We start from the raw sequence: 24,619 nt of genomic DNA, 5'->3' as shown, positions 1-24,619 counted from the left end.
TGGGAGCTGAGGACCGGTCAGCCCTGGTCTTTGCCCTCCTGCTTCTTGCCCTCGTCCTTCTGATCGCCGTCGGAGCGGCCGCCGCGTCCAGGCTTGAGGAAGTCAGGAATCTCCAGGCTCGCCTTGTGCGGATCGACCAGCGTGTCGGGCTGGGTCCTGTCATAGCCCTGGATGTAGCGGGTCTTCCTCCAGTGCTGGATGGAGGCGTTGGATCCACGGTGATGGGCGTGGTACTGCAGCGGCGCGCCGCCGTACCGGTCCTCGTCCACCTCCTTGGCCACGGCTATCTGGTTGACATTGGAGGGATCCATGATGGCCACGGGCGCGGCCGGCTCCACGAAGTCGGCGGGAGCGGCAGTGCGCTCCTGCATCTTCTTGGGCAGCCAGCGGGCGAAGTGGGACAGCAGGAAGCAGACGAAGAAGTAGACCACCGAGGCCACCACCAGGGTCTGCAGGATGTTGAAGTACATGGAACCCAGACGACGGGACTCCTGCAGCAGATCCGTGTACATGATGATGGAGCCCAGAGCCGTGTCCTTGAGGACCACGACCAGCTGGGTAACAGCCGCCGGCAGCATGGCGTAGACGGCCTGGGGAACCTCGATCTGCATCAGCGACTGGGTCCTGGTCAGCCCCAGGGCCAGGGAGGCCTCGCGCTGGCCGTTGGGCAGGTTGCCCACACCCGAACGGATCAGCTCAGCCACCACGGAGCCGTTGTAGAGGATCAGACCCAGCACGACGGCCCAGTAGGAGGCCTGGCTGACTCCGGCAAAGGCGAACCAGCGCCAGAAGAAGATCATCATCATCAGCACCGGGACGGCCCGGCAGAACTCCACAATAACGCCCGAGACCGCCCTTACCAGCCCGTTGGGCAGCAGACGGCCGATGCCGAAGACGAACCCAAAGATGACCGAGCCTATCACTGCCACAACCGAGGCCTTGATGGTCAGCCAGAGCCCGGGCAGGTAGAAGTCGGACCAGGCTTCGTAGTCCAGGGCCGGACGCCAGAGCTCCCAGCTCAGCTGGTTCTCGCCGTCCGGAGGGTTGTGCAGCCTCATCAGCACCAGGATGACCACTATGGCGAAGATAACAGCGGCTATCCAGTTGACGATTCGTATGGTGCGCCGGCCCTTGGGACCGGGCTGATCGAAGAGCAGCGAGCTCTCATTGTCCTGTGCCATGGCCGCTCACCTCCTTACTGCCAGCTTGTTGGACAGGTACGTGGTCAGCGCCCCGATGGGCAGAACGAGGATCACGTATCCCAGGGCGAAGATCAGGAAGATGGCCACAATGGCGTTGGCGTGGAACTCGATCATCTCGCTCATCAGGGAGGAGCTCTCGGAAGCCACGGAAGCGGCTGCAGCCACGGTGGAGTTCTTCAGCAGGGCGATGAAGGTGTTGCCCAGGGGCGCCACCGACCCGCGGAAGGCCTGGGGCAGAATGATCTGCGAGGCCGACTGGAAGAAGCTCAGCCCCAGGGCACGGGCCGCCTCGGCCTGACCCAGGGGCACCGTGTTGATGCCCGAGCGCAGGGACTCGCAGACGAAGGCCGCCGTATACAGGGACAGGCCCGTCACCGCCAGCCAGAAGAAGTTGACGGAGAATTCCGGCGAGAAGCTGATCTTGAGCTGGGCGAAGGCCCCCAGGACCATGAAGACCATGATGATGGTCAGTGGCATGTTCTGGAAGAACTCAACATACCCTCGGCCGACGGTCCTCAGGGAGGAGATGGGCGAGATGCGCATGATCACCAGGATGATGCCCAGAATCAGCGAGAAGAGGGCCGACCAGAGGGTCAGCTGGATGTTGACCCAGAAGGCCGCCGGGATGTCGTAGTCGGAAAACAGTTCGATGATGGTTGACATCTCACTCCCCTTCCGTGGGCTTGGGCGGATTGAACCGCGGGTCGGGTTTGTAGTGGGTGCCCCGGGTGTTGTTCTCCAGCGCCCGCTGCCAGGAGCCGTTGGCCTCCATGTCGGCCAGGGCCGCGTTGATCTTATGGGCCAGCTTGGTATTGCCCTTCTTGATGCCCACGCCGTAGTACTCCTGGGTGAAGGGTTTGCCCACCAGCCGCAGTCTTCCACGGGAGGCGGAGGCCAGGCCGGCCAGGATGATGTCGTCGGTGGTGACCGCATCGACGATGCCGGAGAAGAGTGCGGTGGCGCATTCGGCGTAGCCGGGCTGCTCCATCAGCTGGACCTCCTTGGCAAATTTTTTCTTGACGGTGACGGCCGAGGTGGACCCGGTCACCGAGCACAGACGCTTGCCGTTGAGGTCCTCGGGGCCGCGGATATGGTGGTCCTCCTTGCGCACCAGCAGGTCCTGGCCGGCCACGATGTAGGGTCCGGCGAAGGAGACGGCCCGCTTGCGCTCATCCGTTATGGAGTATGAGGCCAGGATCATGTCCACGTCGCCGTTCTGGAGCATGGCCTCCCGCTGCTTGGAGGGGGCCTCCTTCCAGACGATGTCGTCGGCGCTGTAGCCCAGCTTGTCGGCGATGTAGGTGGCCACGTCCACGTCGAAGCCCACATAGGTCCCGGCCTTCTTGAAGCCCAGACCGGGCTGGTCGAACTTGATGCCCACCCGGATCTTGCCTGCCTCCTTGTCGGAGCCGCAGGCCGCCAGGGAGACCAGGCAACCCAGAGCGCACAGGATCGCGGTCAGATTCCTGGCCAGCCGTTTCAGCGGCCGGCCCATGCCATGCATGCTTGCATTCATGCGGATATGCTTCCCTCCTGCTTCAGTGGGTCAGAATCTTGGACAGGAAGTCGGCGGCCCGCTGGGTCTTGGGGTGGTCGAAGAAGTCGTCGGGGTCATCCTTTTCCAGGATCCGCCCATCGGCCATGAAGACGATATGGTCGGCCGCCTGACGGGCAAAGCCCATCTCATGGGTCACGCAGATCATGGTCATGCCCTCCTGGGCCAGCTGGATCATGACATCCAGCACCTCGTTGACCATCTCCGGGTCCAGGGCTGATGTGGGCTCGTCGAAGAGCATGATCTTGGGCTGCATGGCCAGGGCGCGGGCGATGGCCACACGCTGCTGCTGCCCGCCGGAGAGCTGGGAGGGCATCTTGGAGGCTTGGGATTCCACGCCCACCCGGGCCAAGAGATCCATGGCCAGGTCCTCGGCATCCTTCTTGGGCATGTGGCGCACCTTGATGGGCGCCAGGGTCATGTTCTCCAGGATGGTCTTGTTGGCGAACAGGTTGAAGGACTGGAAGACCATGCCCACCTCGGCCCTGAGCCGAGCCAGGTCGCGTCCCTCCTGGGGCAGGGGCTCCCCCTCGATCCTGATGACGCCGGAGTCGATGGACTCCAGGCGGTTGATGGTCCGGCACATGGTGGACTTGCCGGAGCCTGAGGGCCCGACCACCACCAGCACCTCGCCGGTATCGACCTGCAGGTTGATGTCCTTGAGGACGTGCAGGCTGCCAAAATGCTTCTCGACGTGGGCCAGCTCGACCAGCGGCCCGGACTTGTCCTTGACGGGGCGATCCGAGGCCGGCTTCTCCGGCAGAATCCGCTCCGACGGATGTTTGGTTGTTTCGCTCATATTGGGCAGTTTACTCATCCTTTGTTGCAGAACGGCCATAGAAACGGTTCTCCCGTCAAGCCGAGGCAAGGGCAAAGCCCGGCCCGATCGGTCCGCAGCGCATAACAAGGCATACACAATAAGGGCCGGAACCCCGCAGGATTCCAGCCCTTTGAAGACTCTCGCCGATCAGCGGGGGGATGCGCTCAGTCGGCATCCTCCTCATCCGGCTCCCAGTCCACGCCGGTCTCGGCGCGTTGCTGGTCGGAGATGGGGGCCGGAGCCCCGGTCATGGGATCCTGGCCGCCGCCGGACTTGGGGAAGGCGATGACATCGCGGATGGAATCCGCCCCCGTCAGGATCTGTGCGGTCCTGTCCCAGCCGAAGGCGATGCCCGCGTGGGGCGGAGCGCCGTACTTGAAGGCATCCAGCAGGAAGCCGAACTTCTCCTGGGCCTCCTCGGGGCCGATGCCCAGCACCTTGAAGATCCGGTCCTGGATGTCGTCACGGTGGATACGCACCGAGCCGCCGCCCATCTCCTCGCCGTTGCAGACGATGTCGTAGGAGTCGCTCATGGCGTGCTCGGGATCCTCGTCGAAACGGTCGATCCAGTCGGCCGAGGGCATGGTGAAGGGGTGGTGCATGGAGGTCCACTTGGAATGGCCCACGGCCACATCGTCGTCATCCGGGTCGTCGGTGGGCTTGAAGAGCGGGAAGTCCACCACCCAGGTCAGGGCGAACTCGTCGGGCTTGAGCAGCCCCTGGCGGCGGGCGATCTCCACACGGGCCGCACCCAGCAGGGTCTGCGAGGCCTCGCGGGGTCCGGCTGCAAAGAAGACGGCATCCCCGTCCGAGGCGCCCACAGCCTCCTTGAGGCCCTGGCGCTCGGCATCAGACAGGTTCTTGGCCACGGGACCCTTGAGGGTGCCATCGCCGGTGAACTGGACATAGGCCAGACCCTTGGCACCCCGCTGGCGGGCCCACTCCTGCCAGGCATCGAACTGCCTGCGGGGCAGGTTGGCCGCGCCCTGGTAGACCACGGCACCCACATAGGGGGCCTGGAAGACCCGGAAGGGCGTGTCCTTGAAGTACTCGGTCAGCTCGACGATGGGGTTGCCGAAGCGCAGGTCAGGCTTGTCGGAGCCGTACTTGTCCATGGCCTCCTGCCAGCTGATCCTGGGAATGGGCAGGGTGACCTCGAATCCTGCAGCCTTCCAGACCTCGGCGATGACCTGCTCGGCCATGGCCATGACGTCCTCCTGGGAGGCGAAGCTCATCTCGATGTCCAGCTGGGTGAACTCGGGCTGCCTGTCGGCACGGAAGTCCTCGTCGCGGTAGCAGCGGGCGATCTGGTAGTAACGCTCGAAGCCGCCCACCATCAGCAGCTGCTTGAGCAGCTGTGGGGACTGCGGCAGGGCGTACCAGGATCCGGGCACCAGACGGGCCGGCACCAGGAAGTCGCGGGCACCCTCGGGGGTGGACTTGATCAGGGTCGGCGTCTCGATCTCGCAGAAGTCCATCTTGTCCAAGGCGGCACGGGCGGCACGGTTCATGGCGGCCCTCAGGCGGATGTTGCGCTGCATGGAGGGGCGGCGCAGGTCCAGATAACGGTAGCGCAGCCGCACATCCTCGCCGGGCAGCTTGTTCTCGGCCTCGTTCTCCAGGGCTGTGGACACCTGGAAGGGCAGGGCGGCCGACTTGGCCAGAACCTCGATCTTGTCGGCTACGATCTCGATGTGCCCGGTGGACAGATGCTCGTTGTCGTTGCCCTCGGGGCGTTCGCGGACCTTGCCGGTGACCTGGATCACGTACTCGCTGCGCAGGGGCCGGGCCTCTTCCTCATCGTAGATGACGATCTGCACCAGACCGGAACGGTCACGCAGGTCGATGAAGGCCACGCCTCCGTGATCCCGGCGGCGATCCACCCACCCGGCCACCGTCACCTGGCGACCGACCATATCCTGCGTGACATCCGTGGCGTAGCTCGTTCTGTAAGCCGACTGGCCCATGCTTTCCTGTACCTCCATAATGCTCGGCCTGCCCCTGCGTCAGGCCTGGTATTCCACACTCTGCCGGGCATACAGGCTATCCGGCGTCCACGACACCAGGTCAGCCGGAATCTGTTCGCCGGTGATGATGTTCTTGACCTGGTCGCCCTCCTGCTGGCCCTCCTTGGCGGGGAACCAGACATAGGGGATGCCCAGGTGGTCGGCATAGCGGATCTGCTTGCCGATCTTGGCCGCGGTGGGAGCCACGTCAGCGGCGATCCCCCTGTCACGCAGGTCCTGGGCGATGTGGTTGCTGGCGGTACGGTCCTCCTCGTCCCAGACAGCGACCATGACCGCAGCCGGGGAGACCCTTGAGGCCTGGACCCCCTGGGCCAGCAGGTAGGAGAGCAGGCGTGAAAGCCCGATGGACAGCCCCACACCCGGGTAGGTGCGGTTACCCTGGCTGGCCAGGTTGTCATAGCGGCCTCCAGAGCAGATGGACCCCAGGGACTGCGCCCCCTCCAGGAAGGTCTCGTAGACCGAGCCGGTGTAGTAGTCCAGCCCGCGGGCGATCTTCAGGTCGGCGATGACCGAGCCAGGCCGGATGCGGGCGGCCTCGTCGATGATCATGGCCAGCGTCTCCAGTCCCTCGATGGCCAGGGCATATGAAGAAGACTCCTTATCGATGCCAACCTTGTCGACCAGGGCGTCGAAGCGCTGGCGCAGCTGCTGGCCATCGTCAGCGGTCAGCTCAGCCAGATCCAGGCAGGCCCTGGCCTGGTCCTGGTTGGCGCCGCACTCGCTGACCAGCAGGTTGGCCACCTCATCGGGACCGATCTTGTCCAGCTTGTCGATCTCGCGCAGAACGCCCTCGACATCCTCCAGGCCCAGACCCCGGTAGAACCCCTCGGAAAGCTTGCGGTTGTTGGCGTGCACGGTGGGCTTGGGCAGGCCGAAGGCCCGCAGCTCCTCCAGGGCGCTCAGCATGACCAGGGGGACCTCGACCTCGTAGTGGTCGGGCAGTTCCCCGTTGCCGATCACATCTATATCGGCCTGGACGAACTCCCTGAACCGTCCCTCCTGGGGGCGCTCCCCACGCCAGACCTTCTGGATCTGCCAGCGCTTGAAGGGGAAGGTCAGATCGTTGCTGTGCTCCACCACGTAGCGGCTCAGCGGCACGGTCAGGTCAAAATGCAGGCCCAGCCGGCGCTCCACCGGCACATCCTTTTCCTGCCCCAGGTCCTGAAGACGGGAAAGCAGGTAGATCTCCTTGCTGGTCTCCCCTTCTTGAGCAGGCTGGATCCCTCTTCCACGGCCCTGGTCTCAATGCCGATGTAGCCGTTCAATTCGAAGACCTTGCGGAGCGTGTCGGTGATGCGCTGCTCCACCACTCGTTGTGAAGGAAGCCATTCAGGGAAACCGGATAGAGATGTGCCTTTTGCCATAAGAACCTATACTATAGGAGGTCAAGGAAAATGGTATTGCCATATTTTGCGATCTCTCCAACACACAAGCCTAAGGAGCTGGCCATGGCCGACAACATCGCCATTACACCCGAGAACACCTCGACACCGCAGAAGGACCACACCGTGGATGCGGCGGGCCAGGTCGCCGCTGCGCCGGCACCCGAAGCCGGACAGGGACAGGCAGCCGCCGAGCAAACTGCTCCCGCAGAGGATGCTCCGACCCAGAGCGCACCGGCACCGGCTGCGCCCAAGCCCAAGGCAGTCCCCTCCCCTGCGGCTCTGGCCCACAAGGCCCCTCGCGTCAAGGCCGCTCCAGCCGCTCCCTCATACAGCCAGGAAGAGATCGACGAGGCCGAAGCCTTCGGCCGGGTGGACGAGCAGGGCAACGTATTCGTCCGCGAGGGCGATCAGGAGCGCCAGGTAGGTCAGTTCCCCAACGCAGACACAAAGGAGGCCCTGAACCTCTATGCCCGCCGATACCTGGACCTCAAGGAGAAGCTGAACCTCTTTGCCTCCAGGCTGCGCAGCCCCAAGATCAAGGCCCACGAGATCGACGAGTCCCTCACCTCGCTCAAAGAGGAGACCAAGCAGCCCGAGGCCGTCGGCGACCTCGCCGCCCTCCGCACACAGCTGGATCAGCTGGCTGAACAGGGGCAGGCGTGCAAGGCCGAGCTGGCGCAGGCCCGCAAGGATGCCATGGCCAAGGCCATCAAGGAGCGGACTGCCATCGTGGAGAAGGCCGAAGATCTGGCCGCATCCCTGGGCGACTCCACCAACTGGCGGTCCACAGCGGACAAGTTCCGTTCCCTCTTCGAGCAGTGGCAGCATCACCAGCGCACGACCATCCGCATCGACAAGGCCGACGCGGACGCGCTCTGGAAGCGCTTCTCATCTGCCCGCACCACCTTCAACCAGGCCCGCCGCAAGTGGGCCCAGCAGCGTGATGCCCAGCGGTCCGAGACCAAGCGGATCAAGGAGGAGATCATCGCCGAGGCCGACCAGATCAAGGACTCGACCGACTGGGGACCCACCTCCCACCAGTTCAACGAGCTCATGGACCGTTGGAAGCAGGCCGGACGGGCAGGACGCCAGGATGACGACGCACTCTGGGCTCGGTTCCGCCAGGCCGCGGATGTCTTCTTCAACGCCCGCCAGGCAGACCGGGACAAGACCTCGGTCAACGAGCGCGAAAATCTGACCAAGAAGGAGGCCCTGGTGGCCAAGGCCGAGGCCCTGCTGCCCGTCAAGGACACCAAGGCCGCCAAGCAGGCCCGGCAGGAGCTGGCCAAGATCCAGGAGGAATGGGACGCCATCGGCTTCGTCCCCCGTGACGACGTGCGCCGGATCGAGGGCAGGATGGATGCCGTGGACCGGCAGATCAAGGCCGTGGAGGATGCGGCCTGGAACCAGTCCGACCCCGAGGCCGATGCCCGAGTCTCCAGCTTCGAGCAGCAGCTGGCCGCCCAGCTTGAGGACCTGGACCGTCGGATCGCCGCCGAGCAGGATCCAGCCAAGAAGCAGGAACTGGAGGCCGAGAAGGCCACCAAGGAACAGTGGATGAACGCCGTGCGCTGATCGCACCCGTTTCCGTCAGGGCCCCCGGCCTGGTCATCGACCACCGGGGGTCCTTCTGTAACCACCGTTCACAGCCGTCTTCCAGACTGCGGCCCAGTGAATTTTCAAGGCTGGAAGCAAATGATCACTTCGACAGCACAACAGGAAGAATGCCGTCGAAAGAGCGCAGAGGATAAGCGGATATATTGGTGGCTGAGAGGGAAGGTCAGATGGCCCGCATATGGGGACTGGCCGAGCCCTTGGCTCCGGTCAGCCGATAGGCATCGAAGACCCCGTCGATCTTCCTGACGGCCGCCAGGAGCGTGTTCAGATGCTGGGGATCGCCCATCTCGAAGACGAACTGGCTGACCGCCACCCGGTCACGGCCAGTGGACTGGCTGCCCGACAGGATGTTGACGCCGTGGTCGGACAGCACCTGGGTGATGTCCGAGAGCAGGTGGGGCCGGTCCAGGGCCTCCACCTGGATCTGGACCATGAAGGTGCCCTGTTTGCCCGTCCAAGAGACCTCGATGATCCGTTCGGGCTGCTTCTTGCGCAGGTCCAGAAGGTTCTGACAGTCGGACCGATGGACCGAGACGCCCTGGTTGCGGGTGATGAACCCGGTGATGGGATCTCCCGGCACTGGGGTGCAGCAACGGGCCAGCTTGACCCAGACATCGTCCACGCCCTTGACCGAGATCCCCTGGGAGGTCTCCGGCCGGCTGGACTTGGCGACCCGCTGCAGAGGAATGGCCTCCTGCTCCACCTCGTCCTCAAGGGCCGACCGTCCAGCGTCATGAACCAGCCGGGAGATCACGTTCTGGGTGGAGACCTGTCCGTCGCCAATGGCAGCGTAGACCGCCTTCTCATTGGGATAGTTGAGCTCGTCGGCGGCCCCCACCATGGCTTCGGGGGTCAACAGGGTGGCCACGGGCAGGTTCCGCTTGCGCATGGCGCGGATCAGCTCGTCCTTGCCCTCCTCGATGGTCTCCGAACGACGCTCCTTGCTGAACCACTGACGGATCTTGCTGCGGGCGCGGGGGCTCTTGGCGAAGCTGAGCCAGTCGCGCGAGGGTCCGTCAGTGTCCGACTTGCTGGTCAGGATCTCGACCGTGTCCCCGTTGCGAAGCTTGGTATCCAGCGGGACCAGACGGCCATTCACCCTGGCGCCCATGGTTCTGTGTCCTACCTCGGTGTGGACGGCATAGGCGAAGTCCACGGGCGTGGAATCGGCCGGCAGGGAGATGATCTTGCCCTTGGGGGTGAACACATAGACCTCGGCCGAGCCCAGATCGTCTTTCAGAGAGCCCAAAAATTCGTTGGAGTCCGGAGTCTCGCTGGTCCAGTCGGCCAGCTGCTGGATCCAGGTCAGGTTGTCCTCCTGGGTCAGCTCCCCCTCCTGGCGTTCGCGCTTGACATCGGACTTGTCCGGCTGGGAGAGCTCACGGCCTGCGGAACCGTTCTCCTTGTACTTCCAGTGGGCGGCGATGCCGAACTCGGCACGGCGGTGCATCTGCCAGGTTCGGATCTGGATCTCGACCGGCTTGCCGCCCGGGCCCACCACCGTGGTGTGCAGGGACTGGTAGCGGTTGGTCTTGGGCATGGCGATGTAGTCCTTGAACCGCCCAGGCACCGGGCTCCAGCGTGCATGGACGGCGCCCAGGGCCGCATAGCAGTCGCGGATGGTATCCACGATGATGCGCACCCCTACCAGGTCGTAGATGTTGGCGAAATCGTGCCCTCGCACGATCATCTTCTGGTAGATGCTGAAGTAGTCCTTGGGCCGGCCGGTCACCTGAGCCTTGATGCCCTGGGCATCCAGATCCTCGTGGATCTCGTCCAGGATCTGCTTCAGGTAGACCTCCCGCTGGCCCGCCCTGCGGGAGACCAGAACTACGATTTCGTTGTAGATCTTGGGATAGAGGGTCTTGAAGCTGAGCTCCTCCAGCTCGGTCTTGATGGCGTTCATGCCCAGCCGGTTGGCAAGGGGCGCGTAGACATCAAGGGTCTCGCGGGCCTTGCGCTGGGCTGACGAAGCCTTGACGTAGCGCCAGGTGCGGGCGTTGTGGACCCGGTCGGCCAGCTTGACCACCAGGACGCGCACATCCCGGCTCATGGCCACGATCATCTTGCGGATGGTCTCGGCCTGGGCCGAATCGCCGTAGTCCATCTTGGATATCTTGGTGACCCCATCCACCAGGCCGGCCACGGTGTCGCCGAACTCATTCCTGCACTGCTCCAGGGTGTAGTCGGTGTCCTCCACGGTGTCGTGCAGCAGGCCGGCCGAAACCACCGTGGGACCCATGCCCAGGTCGGCCAGGATCTGGGCCACAGCCAGCGGATGAATGATGTAGGGCTCGCCGGACTTGCGCCTTTGGTTGGCATGCTGGACTACAGCCCGGTCATAGGCGCGCTGGAGCATGGACAGGTCCTCGCCAGGATGGTGGGCAGCGCAGATCTCCTGGATGGGCATCAGGGGGTTGAGCGCATCGTCGCTGATCTCGCAGCCCAAGGCTCTGGAGGACAGGCCGGAAGGGGCCTGCTCGCCGACATCATTGCTGCAGACGCTGCCCTCCGGAGTGACCATTCAAGCCTCCAATATCCTGAATATAATGCACCAATCCTACACTTGCGCCTGACCCATTCAGGCCGTCCGTGTCCGAAAGATGCCTCATCGGCCCGTCGAGCCGAATCCGGCATCCGAACGCACCGAGCCAGGCAGACGTTCTGCGGGCACGAAACGGGCCTGCACGTAGCGCTGAATGATCAGCTGGGCAATGCGCTCCCCAGGCTCGAAGTGAACCGGCTCATGCGGATCCAAGTTGATCAGCGGCACCTTGATCTCGCCCCGGTACCCGGCATCGATGGTTCCTGGCGCGTTGAGCACGGTCACCCCCATCTTGACTGCCAGCCCCGAGCGTGGGTGAACCAGGCCGACGTACCCGTTGGGCAGGGCCAGAGCGACACCGGTGGGAACCAGTGCCCGCTGGAAGGGGGCCAGATCCACGGCCACCCTGGCTCGCAGATCGGCTCCTGCATCGCCAGGCATGGCGTATTCCGGCACCTCGGCCCCATCCAAGGATTCGAACAGGACCTCGACCGTTTCTGGCTCGTTGTAGGACTCGTCGTAGGCCATTAGGCGGCGCACTCCTTGCAGACGGGCTTGCCGTCGGGGGTTGTGTAGGCCAGCTGGCTCCGGTGTTTGACCAAGAAGCAGTTGGAGCAGATGAATTCATCGCCCTGCATGGGAATGACAGTCACCGAAGAGTCCTCATTGCTCAGGTCGGCGCCCGGCAGCTCGTAGTCCTCGGCGATGGCGTTCTCGTCGTCGTCCAGATCGGCCCCGGCATCCTGGCCGCTTTTGCCCAGCTCCTGCAGGGATTCCTCGTCTTCGTCCTTGTCTCGCGGGGTATCGTAATCCTGTGCCATCGTGTACCCTTTCCTTGTTCGACCAGCCACCTCGTATGCCGGTCATTTCACACGATATGTACTGCGCATAGGATACACGATTTCAAAAGCACGTAAAATACGAACCATAGGGCACAATGGAAATACCTGAGGCCGTGTAAAGGAACCGTAAGAGGATAGGGGCGTGCATGTCTGAGAATGGGACCAGGGTGGCCAGCTTTGACCATGTCGACGACAGGGGCGATCTGGTCTTCGTCTGTGACCACCGGCACTTCGCCGTAAGGGTCGACGATGCGCTTGATCGCGCCATTCTTGAGGCCAAGCAGGTCAAGGAGGAAGAGGACGTGGACCCCCAGACCGGCAAGTCCAAGCCCCTGCCCGTCTCGGCCATTCAGGCGGCTGTGCGCGCCGGTGCCCGCCCCGAGCAGGTGGCTCAGCAATACGCTGTCAACGAAGCGCTGGTACGGCGTTTCGCGGCTCCCGTGGAAACCGAGAAGAAGTACGCCATCGAGCAGTTCCTGACCATGCCGGCGCCCAAGGGGTCGGGCGGGCGAAACTATCAGGAACTGATCGGCAAGGTGCTGGCCCGTGCGGGGGTCAGCCTGACACAGGTTTCCTGGCAGGCCACCAGACGAGGGTACGAACCCTGGAACATCAACGGCGTGTTTACGCTGGACAAACGGATTTTCAACGCCCGCTGGGCATGGAACATGCATGACAACACGGTGACCTGCCTGAACGGGGCGGCAAGGATGCTGCTGGACAATTCCACGGACGACCATGGGCAGGATCGGCCTGCTGAAGCGATTGACGATCAGACCGACAGGCGGCCTCCAAGCCAGAAGGATACCTTTACCCAAATAGAAGAAGAGGATGCCGGATCGGAGGGCCAGGAGAGCGGTGAACGCCAGGCGGCACTCACGGCCTGGCTCTATGGCAAGCCCAAGGAGAGCCAGGAGCGGACAGCCGAGCGGGAGCCCAGCCACCCCAGTGCAGAACTGACCGAGGACCCTGACACGGCCGAGCATCCTCCCATCAGAGACAACGAATCCACCATGGTCCTGCCCGTGCAGAACCATGGGCAGGGCCAGGCGGACCAGGAGCAGCCCCGGCAAGAGGATCCAGGCGATGATGCCAGACAGGACGAGCAGGAGGATCAGCCCAAGGAGGGCCGCCGCAGCAAGCGGGCCAAAAAACACTCCGGACGGTCGGCCGTGCCCAGCTGGGATGAGATCCTCTTCGGCAAGTAGTCAGACCAGGTCGATCAGGCAGGGAATCTGCGTCTCCAGACGGGTCCATGAGCCATGGACGCCGGGCAGCCTGGTTGCAGCATCCGTCTGATCTGCAGAATTCACCAGGGTGATCCGGTCGCCGGCCAGCACCAGAAGGTCGCCGATCATGGGTCGAATCCGGGCATCCACAGGACCGAAGATTCCCCCTTGGATGGCCTGGTCACGGGTCAGCACCCAGGCCCGATCCCCCAGACGCTCACGCCAGCGTGTAGCCACAACCTGGGGATCCGCCCCCTGGTCCAGATAGAGCATGACCGCCCTGGGCTCGCCGCCCACCAGTCGCACATCCTGGCTCAGCTCCGGATCCTGGGCGATGTCAATGCGCTGGTTCGGATCGGACTCAACCATGCCATGATCGGCTACGATCACCGTCAGCGTCCCGGCGGGCAGGCGGCGATGAAGCTCGGCCAGCTGTGCATCGGTCGCTTCAAGAGCGGCCACCCACTCCTCGCCCTCCCAGCCGCTGTGGTGGCCCACCTTGTCCACATCGCGGATGTAGAGGTAGGTCAGACCCGGCTGGCTGGCAGCCTGGCAGGCGGCCAGGAGACGCTGACGGGAGTGGTTGTGAGCCAGGTACTCCCCGCCGCGCAGAGCCGCGCGGGTCAGGGCTGAATCGCGAAAACGCGGCAGGCCCGAGGAGGTGACACGCACCCCTTGCGCCTGGAGGGTCTCGAAGACCGTGGGACGGCGTTGCAGGTTCTCGGGATCCTGAGCGCCCCTGAACTGGATCATCTGGCCCAGCTGGCCGGTGTCCGGATTCAGCTGGGTGTAGCCGGTCATGCCGGTCAGCCCAGGGCTGGTTCCGGTGCCGAAGACGCCCATGGCCGCCACGGTCGTCGAGGGCAGGCTGGTGTAGAGGGGACGCTGGTTGATGGGTTCGGACAGCAGCGAGCGCAGGTAGGGCACATGGCCCTGGCGGCTGACCAGATTCCAGAATCCCAGCCCATCCACCAGGACGACGACCACCGACCGGGCCTCCGGCAGTCCCAGGGCCTCCTGGAGGGCCTTGGCAGACGGGTGGACGTCGGTGGCCACAGGCGTTCCCAAACAGGCGCTCAGGGCGGGCAGGACGGCGGACAGATGCCTGGCCCCGCCAACATGGTTGTCCCCCGCCCGGTCCCCGTATTGGATAGGCGGACTCGGCTGCAGCAGTTCCTTCATGTCAGGTGTATCCAGACCCATACAACCCATTCAAGCACGGTCAGGCCCCAGGCCGACACCGCATCCCTGCTGTCAATGCTTTGGCGGACCGTCCGGTTATCATAAGGCGGAACATGAAGGAGCAGGAGCTGGAGCATGGCAACTCATCGCAGGAGCAAGGCGGCGGGGTACGACCCCCGGCAGGTCAAGGAGCACATCGTCGAAACCCCTCTGAACGAGGAGATGAGCAAGTCCTTCCTGGAATACGCCTACTCGGTCATCTACGCCAGGGCCCTGCCCGACGCCCGTGACGGACTCAAGCCGGTCCAGCGGCGGATCATCTACCAGATGGGCCAGATGAACCTCAACCCCGACCGCCCCTACATGAAGTCCGCCAGGGCCGTGGGCGAGGTCATGGGCAAGCTGCACCCCCATGGCGACTCATCCATCTACGAGGCCATGGTGCGCCTGGCCCAGCCCTTTGCCATGCGCCTGCCCCTGGTCGACGGCCACGGCAACTTCGGATCCCTGGACGACGGGCCGGCTGCCTCCCGCTACACCGAGGCCAGGCTGGCTCCTGCGGCCCTGGGCATGAACGCCGACATCGACCAGGACACGGTGGACTTCTCCCCCAACTACGACAACAAGCTCAAGGAGCCCCAGGTCCTGCCCTCGGCCATCCCCAACCTGCTGGTCAACGGGGCCTCAGGCATCGCCGTGGGCATGGCCACCAACATGATCACCCACAACCTGGGCGAGGTGGTGGCCGCCGCCAAGTATCTGATGGCCCACCCGGACGCAGGGCTGGACGAGCTCATGCGCTACGTGCCCGGCCCGGATCTGCCCGGCGGCGGAGTCATCGTGGGACGGGACGGCATCCGCAAGGCCTACGAGCACGGCCGGGGGGCCTTCGTGACCAGGTCCGTCACCCACCTGGAGAACGTGACCGCCCGCAAGAAAGCCATCGTGGTCACCGAGCTGCCCTTCATGGTGGGCCCCGAGCGGGTTCTGGAACGCATCTCGGATGGGGTGCGCAACCACAAGCTGGAGGGCATCTCCAGCGCCATCGACCTGACCGACCGGCACAACGGGACCCGCCTGGTCATCGAGATCAAGACGGGATTCGATCCGGGCAAGGTCCTGGGCAAGCTCTTCAAGTACACGCCCCTGGAGGACTCCTTCACCATCAACAACGTGGCCCTGGTCCACGGACGGCCCAGAACCATGGGGCTCAAGGAGCTGCTGGAGGTCTGGGTGGAGCACCGGCGCACGGTCATCCATCGGCGCAGCGAGTTCCGCCGCAAGAAGGCCCTGGAGCGTCTGCACCTGGTCGAGGGGCTCCTGCTGGCCCTGGTCGACATCGACGAGGTCATCCAGGTCATCCGCAGCTCGGACGACGCGGATGCGGCCAAGACCAGGCTGATGGCGGTCTTCGATCTGGATCAGACCCAGGCCCAGTACATTCTTGACCTGCGGCTGCGGCGGCTGACCAAGATGAGCCGGATCGAGCTGGAGGGCGAGCGTGACGACCTCAACAAGCAGCTGGAGGAGCTGGAGCGGATTCTGGGCTCATCGGCCGAGCTGGACCGGGTGGTCATCCAGGAGATGGACCAGGCGGTGGCCCAGTGGGGCACGCCCAGGCGCACGGTCATCCTGGACCAGGAGCCCTCCGGCGACCTGGCCCCCGTGCAGTCGGCAGCTAGCGACCAGCAAACCCCCGGCAAGACGGGTGCCGGCCCACAGGCCGCACTGATGGCCAGCGGAGGAACCAGCCGCGGCGGCGACGGCGGCGACCTGCACATGGAGGACAAGCCCTGCACGGTCATGATGAGCGCCACCGGACTGCTGGCACGCAGCACCCCGGGCGCCCTGGATGCCTGGCGGTCCCGGCCGCGCAACCAGGACCGGGGGCATGACGACCAGGTCATCGCCATATTCGCCACCACTACCCTGGCCACCTACGGCCTGGTGACCACGGCTGGAAGGCTGATCACCGCCCCCGTGGCCGACCTGCCGCTGATCCCGGCCACCGCCAACCCCAACCTGAGCGGGGGCATCGTGGCTGACGAGCTCCTGGGCGGGACCGCCAGCACCGAACCCCAGGCCGACGAGCACGCCGTCACCGTCATCGACATGAACGACTCCGCGCCACTGGCCCTGGGCACCCGGCTGGGCACGGTCAAGCGCTGGAACCGCGAATCCCCGACCACCATGGACTCCTGGTCGGTCATCGACCTCAAGGGGGACGACCAGGTGGTCTTCGCAGCCCCCTGCCAGGACGGGGACCGGATGGTGCTCATCTCCTCGGATGCCAGCCTGCTGACCTTCACCGGGGACAAGGTTCGCCCCCAGGGCCGCAACGCGGCCGGCATGGTGGGCATCCGGCTGGCCCAGGGCTGCCAGGTCGCCGCCTTCGCGGTCGTGCCGGCCGGGGAGATTGGCTGGACCTATCAGGAGACCGGCGAGGATGGCATGAGCACCCAGGCCGGGGCCGTGGTCCTGACTGTGGCCGGCGACTCCGAGGCCCTGCCCGGCACCGAGAACGGGTCGGCCAAGCTGACCCCGCTGGAGATGTATCCGGTCAAGGGCCGCGGCACGAAAGGCGTGCGCTCCCAACGCTTCCTCAAGGGTCAGGACACCCTGCTGCTGGCCCGGGTGGGCGCCTGGCCCCTGCACGCCAGCACCGCCGCCGGCTCTCCGGTCGAACTGCCCGAAGTGGACATGCGCCGGGACGCCTCCGGCCAGGAGCTGGCAGCGCCCATCGCCTTCGTGGCCTGAGGGCGCTCAGCAAGGGCTCAGTAGAGGGCCATGCCGCCCGGACCGGCCGTGAACCCGGCTGTGGCCAGGGCCATCCCCACCGGTTCGCGCATGGTCAGGGGCCGGCCATTGGCATCACTGAAGAGGATGCGTCCCTGTCCGTCCCGGCTCAGCCATGAGGCCAGCTGGGCGAAGGCGGCCTCCAGCAATCCACGCTCGGGCTCACCAAAGACCAGCAGATGATGCCCCTTGGGCGCCGCATAGACCAGGGCGCGGCCATGATTCTGCACCAGGAGGTTTCCTATCCGCCGAATGGGCCGTCCGCCGCCATCCCCTGATGTGGTCGGCCAGGCAAGAGCCGTGCCATAGAGGTTGGCGGGATCGGTCACGTCCATGACCACGGGTTCGGCAGGTCGCTGCCCCGATCCGCCTTCGCCATCGCTTGTGCGCTCATCATCTTGGAAGTCCCTGAGCTGGTCGATCACCTCTCTGGGGGCGAACTGGGCGCCGCCGAAGCCGTCGACGATGACCCCTCGCGTCAGCCGGCCGGCCTCCTCCATGCGCCTGCAGACCTGATAGAGAGCCGAGAATCCGCCGGGCAGGGACCGCACCTCAGGCAGCACCGGAGCCAGGAGCCCATAGCGGTCCAGGATGGCCTGCTCCTCGTGGACCAGGCTGACGGTCCGCTGGCGGTCACCGTCCTGGCTGTCTCTAGGTCCATCACGTGAACCGGCCATGTCCGTTCCCGCTGAGCCTCCTGCTGCCTCGCGCTCATCGACAACCAGGGTCCAGAACCCCTCAGCAGCTGCTGACAGCGCTGTTGAGCTGGCCGCCCAGATCATGGCTGCACGACCCCTGGGCCTGCCGTGTCCACGCAGGCCGTGGGGCAAGCGTCGGGTCCTCCCCGAGGACTGAGACCCTGATCCTCGGATCAGGCGCCGAACCGGAGCCAGGGAGGCATTGGTGACCAGTCCACGCCTGACCAAATCCCAGAGCGACCGTGCCACGGCCTCCTGATCGGGGGCTTCAAAACCAGGAGACTCAACGTCATTCCCGCCCCGACCGGCGCAGGCGCGCAGAAGCCGATCGAAACGGTAGGCTCCCCCGTCGGCCAGAACATCCAGCATGGTCTCTTCCAGATCACCCGCGTCGCCCGCCTTGCTCAACTTGCCGGCCACATCCGTGACCGATGCAGAACCAGCGGATTGTGCTGGAAGCTCCTCATCCAGGTCCTCGGCCAGGTAGAAGGTCATGGCGCCCAGCGGGCCCTCCCCCTGGTCGGACCCCACCCAGACCACCTGGCCCGAGGCCAGCAGATCGTCCATCAATGCGGGACCGTAATCACGCACCCTGGCCGGGAAGATGGCCGACTCCCAGAGTTCGGGCGGCAGAGCCAGCCCCTCCAGCTGCCCGACCACCTCCAGCAGTCCTTCGGCGCCCATCAAGGGCTCCTGGCCCAGGGGTGCCAGACCCTGCCGGTGAAGAAGAAAGTCGCTGTAGACATGGCCGGGGACGGGACTGGCGGCCTTGCTGGCCTTGGCCAGGGACCGCGAGCGCAGCCGGCGGAAGACCTCGGGATCCAGCCACCCTCGGTGGGGTTGACCCCCCTCCCATCCAGGCTCGTCGTAGGCACGCAGGTCGGGCCGGGGGAAGACCCCGGTCATGAGCAGTTCGCGAGCGGCCAGGGAACGCAACCTGTCCTCCAAGAGAGCGCTGCCCAGGCCCAGGTGGCCGGCCAGATCCTGGGTGGTGAATGGCCCATGGACTGCGGCGTATTGCCTGACCAGCTGGTCGAAGGCCTCGCTGTCTGATTCCGATTCCTTTGTCGGCTGGGCGGATGGCTGGATGATGCCAGGGCCCAGAACCGCCGTCAGCCGCCCTGCCTGACCGGCCCATACCCAGCAGTCGCGAGCGCCTAACCTGACCGGAACCACCCTGGACTGGGTCCGCAGCTCCTCCAGCATGGCCCGGACCTGTGCCTGCGTCACCGGTTCGTCCTCCTGCCCGCGCATGCGCCGGCGAATCCCGGCCAGGTCCATGGGGCCCAGGGTGCGCAGCAGGTCGGCCAGCCCCTCGGCCCCCCTGGCCCGGGTCCTGGGCGAAAGCCGCTGCAGATCAGCGGTCACCTGGTCGACGGTCTCCTGGTCCAGGAGGTCAGCCATGTCCACCTGGCCGACCATCTGTTCCAGCAGATCGGAGTCGATGGCCAGCATGGCGGCGTCGCGCTCGGCCTTGGGCATGTCGTACTGGTACATGAAGGTCCCCAGGTAGCCGAAGAGCAGCCCCGAGGCCATGGGCGAGGGGGTCCGGGTAAAGGCCGGGACCAGACGGGCGCTCCCCTGCTCCAGGTCGGCCATGAGCTCGCGCAGGGCAGGCATGTCGTAGACGTCCTGGAGGCACTCGCGCATGGTCTCCAGAACCAGGGGGAAGTCATCCTCCTTCAGGGCCGCATCCAGCAGACGGGAGGCTCGAAGACGCTGCTGCCAGAGCGGCACCCTGCGGCCGGGCTCCATCCTGGGCATGTAGAGCGAGCGGGCTGCGCACTGGCGGAAGCGGGCCTGGAAGAGCGCCGAGCCGACCAGATGACGTCGGACCTCGCGCTCCACCTGATCGGGGGTGAATCCGAATATTCGCTGGTCTTCCAGGAACGGCATCTGTGCCCGGGATCTGCACGACGATGCCGTCCTCCCCCGCCCAGACGGATCCGTCGTATCCGCGCTCGCGGGAGAGCCGGGCGGCGATGGCCAGGGCCCAGGGCTCGTTGACCCTGCGGCCGTATGGCGAATGGAGGATCAGCCTCAGATCGCCCTCCTCGTTGGGGCAGCGCTCGACCACCAGGTGACGGTCGTCGGGCACCCGGCCGGTGGAGGCCTGCTGCTCGGTCAGAAAGGCGGCCAGATTGTTGATGGCTGGACGGTCCAGGCCGTCCTCCAGCAGACGAGAACAGACGGGTTGAGTGAAGCCCGGCCGACCGGAGGCAGTCTGGACCGCCGGTATCAGGCCCTGGGACAGTTCCCTGGCCAGCCTGCCCAGACGACGGCCGAATGCGGGGTCACGGCCGGTGCCCTCCCCGTGCCAGAAGGGCAGTCTGGCGGAGCGTCCCGGAGCGGGTACCACCACCACACGGTCGCGGGTGATCTGCTGGATCCTCCAGGAGGTGGTGCCCAGGGTGATCACGTCCCCCTTGCGGGACTCGTAGACCATCTCTTCGTCCAGTTCCCCCACTCGGCGGGGCTTGCCGCCGGCGGCCTCGGAGGGCATGACCACACTGTAGGAGCCGCGGTCGGGAATGGTGCCTCCGGAGGTCACCGCCAGTCGTTGTGCGCCGGGTCGGGCCGTCAGGGTTCCGGTCTGGCGGTCCCAGACCAGGATGGGACGGAAGGCGGTGAAATCCTGGGAGGTGTAGGCGCCGCTGAGCATGCCCAGCACCGCCCGGTAGACCTGCTGGTCCAGATGGGCGAAGGGCGCGGCCCGTCTGACCGTGGCCAGCCAGTCCTGCTCCCTGAGCGGTCCCATGGCGGCCGCGGCCACCGTCTGCTGGGCCAGAACATCCAAGGGGCTGCTGGGCATGATGGTGGGTTCGATGTCGCCCTGGGCCATGCTCTCCATGCTGGCCGTGCACTCCAGGATCTGCTCGCGGGTCAGGGGGAAAAGCCTGGCTTGGGATACCCGACCGACCTGGTGATCGGCCCGGCCCACCCGCTGCAGTCCCGAGGCGGTCGACAGCGGGGCGTTGACCTGGATGACCAGATCGACCGAGCCCATATCGATGCCCAGCTCCAGGCTGGAAGTGGCCACCACACAGCGCAGTCTGCCGGCCTTGAGGTCGTCCTCCACCTGGCGCCGGCGTTCCTTGGACACCGACCCATGGTGGGCCATGGCAATGGGTTGGTCGACGCTCTGGCCGGAAGTCCTCTCGGAAGTGGAACCGGTGGCCGAATCGTAGTGGGCGGGCTCCCTGGCCGGCGCAGCCCTGACCGTGGACTCATCGGTCTCATCGGAGAAACCCGGCTGGCCATGACCTGAGGCCTGCAGATCGGCTTGGTGCAGGTCGTTGAGCCGGGCGGTCAGGCGCTCGGCGAGCCCTCGCGAGTTGACGAAGACCAGGGTGGTGCGGTGGGAGAGAACCTGGTCCAGAATGGCCCGCTCGATTGCTGGCCAGATGGATCCGCTTCTTTGGTCGCCTTCCTGACCCGACTCACCTGACTGACCGGGCGGCGCGGCCAGATCGCCCATGTCCTCCAGGGGCTCGATCAGGCGCAGGTCCATGGCTGTGGACGACTTGGGCTGGATCAGACTGACCGGACGGCTGCCACCCAGGAAACGTGCCACCTGCTCGGGCGGCCGGACCGTAGCCGACAGGCCGATCCGCTGCACGGGCCCTCCGACCAGGTCGTCCAGCCGCTCCAGACTCAGGGCCAGATGAGCCCCGCGCTTGTTGCCCGCCAAAACATGGATTTCGTCCACAATAACGGTTTGCACGTTCTTCAGCGTGCTAGCCGTTTTGGAGGTCAGCATCAGATAGAGGGATTCAGGGGTGGTGACCAGAATGTCCGGCGGATGGGCGGCCAGGGCTCTGCGGCCGCGGGCATCGGTGTCTCCGGTGCGGATGCCCGTCCGGACCTTGGGCGCTTTGCCTCCCTGCTGTTCAAACCGCTCGGCGATGCCTTCCAGCGGAGCCTGCAGGTTGCGGGCCACATCCGTCCCCAGGGCCTTCATGGGCGAGATGTAGAGCACGGCGACCCCAGGCTTCCGGGAGCGCCGGGGCCTGGTCATGAGCTCGTCGATGGCCCAAAGAAAGGCGGCCAGGGTCTTGCCCGAACCGGTGGGCGAAATGATCAGCGCATCGCCGCCTGCGCGGATGGCCGGCCAGGCCTGCACCTGGGTCGGCGTGGGACCCTCGGGGAAGGCCTGACGAAACCAGTCGGCCGTCTGCGGGGAGAAACTGCCCAAGGGATCGCCCATGTGCGTCACACTCCTCTCCCCGCCCTTTCGGGCCTTGCCGAAGGCAGATCAGGTGTCGATCTTGCTCCGGTCGAAGTCGTCGGCATTGTCCACGATGAACTGCTTGCGGGGCGGCACGTCGTCCCCCATGAGCAGGGGGAAGATGCCGGCTGCCTGAGCGGCATCCTCCATGCGGATGCGGCGCAGCATGCGGGTCCTGGGATCCATGGTGGTGTCGGCCAGCTGGTCGGCGTCCATCTCGCCCAGACCCTTGTAGCGCTGCACATCGGGATTGTAGTCGATGTGCTTGGCATGCAGGTCGGCCAGCTTGCCCTCCAGCTCATCGTCCGAATAGGTGTAGATGAACTTCCCCTTGTTCTTGCCTGCCAGGGCGATTCGATGCAGGGGCGGCACGGCTGCGTAGACCCGCCCGTTCTCGATCAGGGGCCGCATATAGCGGTAGAAGAGGGTCAGCAGGAGGATGCGGATGTGGGCGCCGTCCACGTCGGCGTCGGTCATCATGATGACCTTGTTGTAGCGGGCCTGGTCGATGTCGAAGCTGGCCCCCGAGCCGGCGCCGACCACCTGGATGATGGAGGCGCACTCCTTGTTGGTCAGCATCTGGGACAGGGAGGCCTTCTGCACGTTGAGGATCTTGCCGCGGATGGGCAGCAGGGCCTGGAACATGGAGTTTCGGGCGGCCTTGGCCGTGCCCAGGGCGGAGTCGCCCTCGACGATGAACAGCTCAGCGATGTCGTCGTTGCCGGGCATGGAATCCGAGAGCTTGGAGGGCATGGATGCCGATTCCAGGGCGTTCTTGCGCCTGGTGACCTCCTTGGTCTTCCGGGCCTGGACGCGGGCATGCATCTCGCCCACGATCTTCTCCAGCACCTGGCCGGACTGCTCCTTGAAGCCGCGCTTGGAGCCGCTGATCATCTGGCCGAACTGGTCGTCGGTCATCCGGGTGACGATGGGTTTGACCTGGGCCGTGCCCAGCACGTCCTTGGTCTGGCCCTGGAACTGCGGCTCGGCAATGCGCACCGTGACCACGGCCACCAGCCCGGCCAGGACGTCGTCGCGCTCCACCTTGGTATGGGAGTCCTTGAGGTTGACCTTGAGACGGCGGGCGTTGGCCTCCACGGCCTTGCGCACCTGGCGGGTCATGGCGTTCATGAACCCGTCCACGTGCATGCCTCCGCCGGGCGTCTCCACCACATTGACGAAGCTGCGGACGACTGAATCGTAGTCGTTGACCCAGCGCAGGGCGATATCCACCCCGCAGACACGTTCCACCTGCTCGGCGTGCAGCTCGCCATCGGGGCCCACCCGCTGGGTCTCCTCCTGGTAGGTGTCCTGGCCGCTGATCCGCCAGATGTCGCTGACCGGCTCGCCCTTGGACAGGAAGTCCACGAAGTCCGTCACCCCGCCGGTGTGCAGGAACTCCTCCACCCGCTGATGGCCGGACTCGTCCTCCGGCTGCAGCATGGCCCGGTCGGCCCGCTCGGTGGCCGAAAGGTCGGCATCATCCGCCTGCGCATCCTCGGCAGGTTGGTCTTTGGCGCCTTCTTCTGGCCAGTCCCCGCTGTCAGACGGTTCACCAAGGTTCCCCTGAACGTCCTGATCGTCCGGTTCCGCAGCAGGTTCGCCGTCAACCTCCAGGCGCAGGTCCTGCTCGGCGCTTCCTGTGGCGGGGATGCGCTCGTCGATCACGGTGATCTTGAGGCCGGGCACCAGGAAGCTGGTCTGACGCACCCGGTCGATCAGCTGGGCGTAGCTGAACCGGGCCGTCGAGTTGAAAATTTCCGGGTCGGCCCAGTAACGCACCCTGGTGCCGGTCCGGGACTTGGGCACGCTGCCCACCACTTCCAGAGGCGTAGGCCGGTTCTTCCTGGTGCGCTTGAAAGGCGAATCAGGCGAGGGATGCTCCGGATCCGGGTCCTGGTAGGTGCCGGGATGGCCCTGGTGGAAGCGCATCCGGTGGGTCTTGCCGTCCCTGTCCACCTCCACGTCCAGTCGGGAGCTCAGAGCGTTGACCACCGAAGAGCCCACGCCGTGCAGACCACCCACGGCCGTATAGGAAGAGTTGCCGAACTTGGCGCCGGCATGAAGCTTGGTCAGGACCACCTCCACGCCGGTCAGCCCCGTGCGAGGCTCAATATCGACGGGGATGCCTCGTCCATTGTCGTCCACCTCGATGGAGCCGTCCTGGTGCAGGATGACCTTAATGTGGTCGCACTGGCCGGCCAGAGCCTCGTCCACGGCGTTGTCGATGATCTCCCAAAGGCAGTGCATGAGCCCCTGGCTATCCGTGGTCCCGATGTACATGCCTGGACGCTTGCGCACTGCGTCCAGCCCATCCAGAACCGTCAGACTGCCGGCACCATAGGACTTTCCCTTATCAGGCTTTTTCGCCACCATTTACCTCGCCGTTCACCTCATGGCGCCCACGGGGACAGGAGTCCTCGCATGGGCGGTCGCTTACGCACCGATGACCATTTCTAGCAAGGAGGCCTCGACAGCACCAGGACCTCCCCG

General features: G+C 65.3%; 14 protein-coding genes and 2 pseudogenes. 3 read left to right on the top strand and 13 right to left on the bottom strand.

What is annotated here, in order from left to right; translation table 11 throughout:
* Positions 1–17 precede the first annotated feature (17 nt).
* The 6 genes and pseudogenes from RAM15_RS03045 to hisS form a co-directional block, all read right to left on the bottom strand.
* Positions 18–1,181, bottom strand: coding sequence for an amino acid ABC transporter permease (locus tag RAM15_RS03045; RefSeq protein ID WP_306222017.1), 1,164 nt, complete (start codon positions 1,179–1,181; stop codon positions 18–20).
* A gap of 6 nt (positions 1,182–1,187) precedes the next feature.
* Complete coding sequence (locus tag RAM15_RS03040; RefSeq protein WP_306222015.1) at positions 1,188–1,865, bottom strand: amino acid ABC transporter permease; 678 nt, start codon at positions 1,863–1,865, stop codon at positions 1,188–1,190.
* 1 nt (position 1,866) lies between these two features.
* Positions 1,867–2,697, bottom strand: a complete 831-nt coding sequence (locus tag RAM15_RS03035) for a glutamate ABC transporter substrate-binding protein (RefSeq protein ID WP_180335391.1) — start codon at positions 2,695–2,697, stop codon at positions 1,867–1,869.
* A gap of 43 nt (positions 2,698–2,740) precedes the next feature.
* Entirely contained in the window at positions 2,741–3,556 is an 816-nt protein-coding gene (locus RAM15_RS03030; RefSeq protein ID WP_284143466.1) for an amino acid ABC transporter ATP-binding protein, read from the bottom strand.
* A gap of 185 nt (positions 3,557–3,741) precedes the next feature.
* On the bottom strand, positions 3,742–5,544 hold the full coding sequence (gene aspS, locus RAM15_RS03025; protein ID WP_101432220.1) for an aspartate--tRNA ligase: 1,803 nt from the start codon (positions 5,542–5,544) through the stop codon (positions 3,742–3,744).
* A 39-nt stretch (positions 5,545–5,583) separates the two neighbouring features.
* Positions 5,584–6,968, bottom strand: a pseudogene (hisS, locus tag RAM15_RS03020) (histidine--tRNA ligase).
* A gap of 84 nt (positions 6,969–7,052) precedes the next feature.
* Between hisS and RAM15_RS03015 the strand changes: the two are divergent.
* Entirely contained in the window at positions 7,053–8,564 is a 1,512-nt protein-coding gene (locus RAM15_RS03015) for a DUF349 domain-containing protein (RefSeq protein ID WP_306222014.1), read from the top strand.
* A gap of 205 nt (positions 8,565–8,769) precedes the next feature.
* On the opposite strand, the gene RAM15_RS03010 is transcribed toward RAM15_RS03015, so the two are convergent.
* From RAM15_RS03010 to RAM15_RS03000, 3 genes are all read right to left on the bottom strand, one after another.
* A complete protein-coding gene (locus RAM15_RS03010) occupies positions 8,770–11,130 on the bottom strand; it encodes a RelA/SpoT family protein (RefSeq protein ID WP_231575762.1) in 2,361 nt (786 codons plus the stop codon).
* 84 nt (positions 11,131–11,214) lie between these two features.
* Complete coding sequence (gene dut / locus RAM15_RS03005) at positions 11,215–11,679, bottom strand: dUTP diphosphatase (RefSeq protein ID WP_306222012.1); 465 nt, start codon at positions 11,677–11,679, stop codon at positions 11,215–11,217.
* The gene (locus tag RAM15_RS03000) at positions 11,679–11,972 is read right to left on the bottom strand and encodes a DUF4193 domain-containing protein (RefSeq protein ID WP_024627827.1); all 294 of its coding nucleotides are present in this window, start codon (positions 11,970–11,972) and stop codon (positions 11,679–11,681) included. Before RAM15_RS03000 ends, dut begins: the two co-directional genes overlap by 1 nt.
* A 167-nt stretch (positions 11,973–12,139) precedes the next feature.
* On the opposite strand from RAM15_RS03000, the gene sepH reads away from it, so the two are divergent.
* Positions 12,140–13,201: a septation protein SepH gene (gene sepH, locus RAM15_RS02995; protein ID WP_306222010.1), complete on the top strand. Its 1,062-nt coding sequence runs from the start codon at positions 12,140–12,142 to the stop codon at positions 13,199–13,201.
* Here sepH and RAM15_RS02990 read toward each other — a convergent pair whose 3' ends face one another.
* A complete protein-coding gene (locus RAM15_RS02990) occupies positions 13,202–14,425 on the bottom strand; it encodes an alkaline phosphatase family protein (RefSeq protein ID WP_306222009.1) in 1,224 nt (407 codons plus the stop codon).
* A gap of 114 nt (positions 14,426–14,539) precedes the next feature.
* Here RAM15_RS02990 and RAM15_RS02985 point away from each other — a divergent pair, with 114 nt between their 5' ends.
* Positions 14,540–17,161 (top strand): DNA gyrase/topoisomerase IV subunit A, encoded by a 2,622-nt coding sequence (locus RAM15_RS02985; RefSeq protein WP_306222008.1) that lies wholly within the window; start codon positions 14,540–14,542, stop codon positions 17,159–17,161.
* Positions 17,162–17,178: 17 nt separating this feature from the next.
* On the opposite strand, the gene RAM15_RS08520 is transcribed toward RAM15_RS02985, so the two are convergent.
* The 3 genes and pseudogenes from RAM15_RS08520 to RAM15_RS02975 all read right to left on the bottom strand — a co-directional run bounded on the left by RAM15_RS08520 (position 17,179) and on the right by RAM15_RS02975 (position 24,502).
* Positions 17,179–19,266, bottom strand: coding sequence for a DNA glycosylase AlkZ-like family protein (locus tag RAM15_RS08520; RefSeq protein ID WP_444832403.1), 2,088 nt, complete (start codon positions 19,264–19,266; stop codon positions 17,179–17,181).
* Positions 19,252–22,105: pseudogene (locus RAM15_RS02980) on the bottom strand (DEAD/DEAH box helicase); the annotation flags it as partial. The gene RAM15_RS08520 and the pseudogene RAM15_RS02980, both read right to left, overlap by 15 nt.
* Positions 22,106–22,153: 48 nt before the next feature.
* A complete protein-coding gene (locus RAM15_RS02975; RefSeq protein ID WP_306222006.1) occupies positions 22,154–24,502 on the bottom strand; it encodes a DNA gyrase/topoisomerase IV subunit B in 2,349 nt (782 codons plus the stop codon).
* Positions 24,503–24,619: the final 117 nt, after the last annotated feature.

Origin of the sequence: Bifidobacterium asteroides, assembly GCF_030758775.1 — a bacterium.
Lineage (GTDB): Bacteria > Actinomycetota > Actinomycetes > Actinomycetales > Bifidobacteriaceae > Bombiscardovia > Bombiscardovia kimbladii.
The sequence above is the reverse complement of the archived record's forward strand: the minus strand, read 5'-3'. Positions and strand labels throughout refer to the sequence as shown.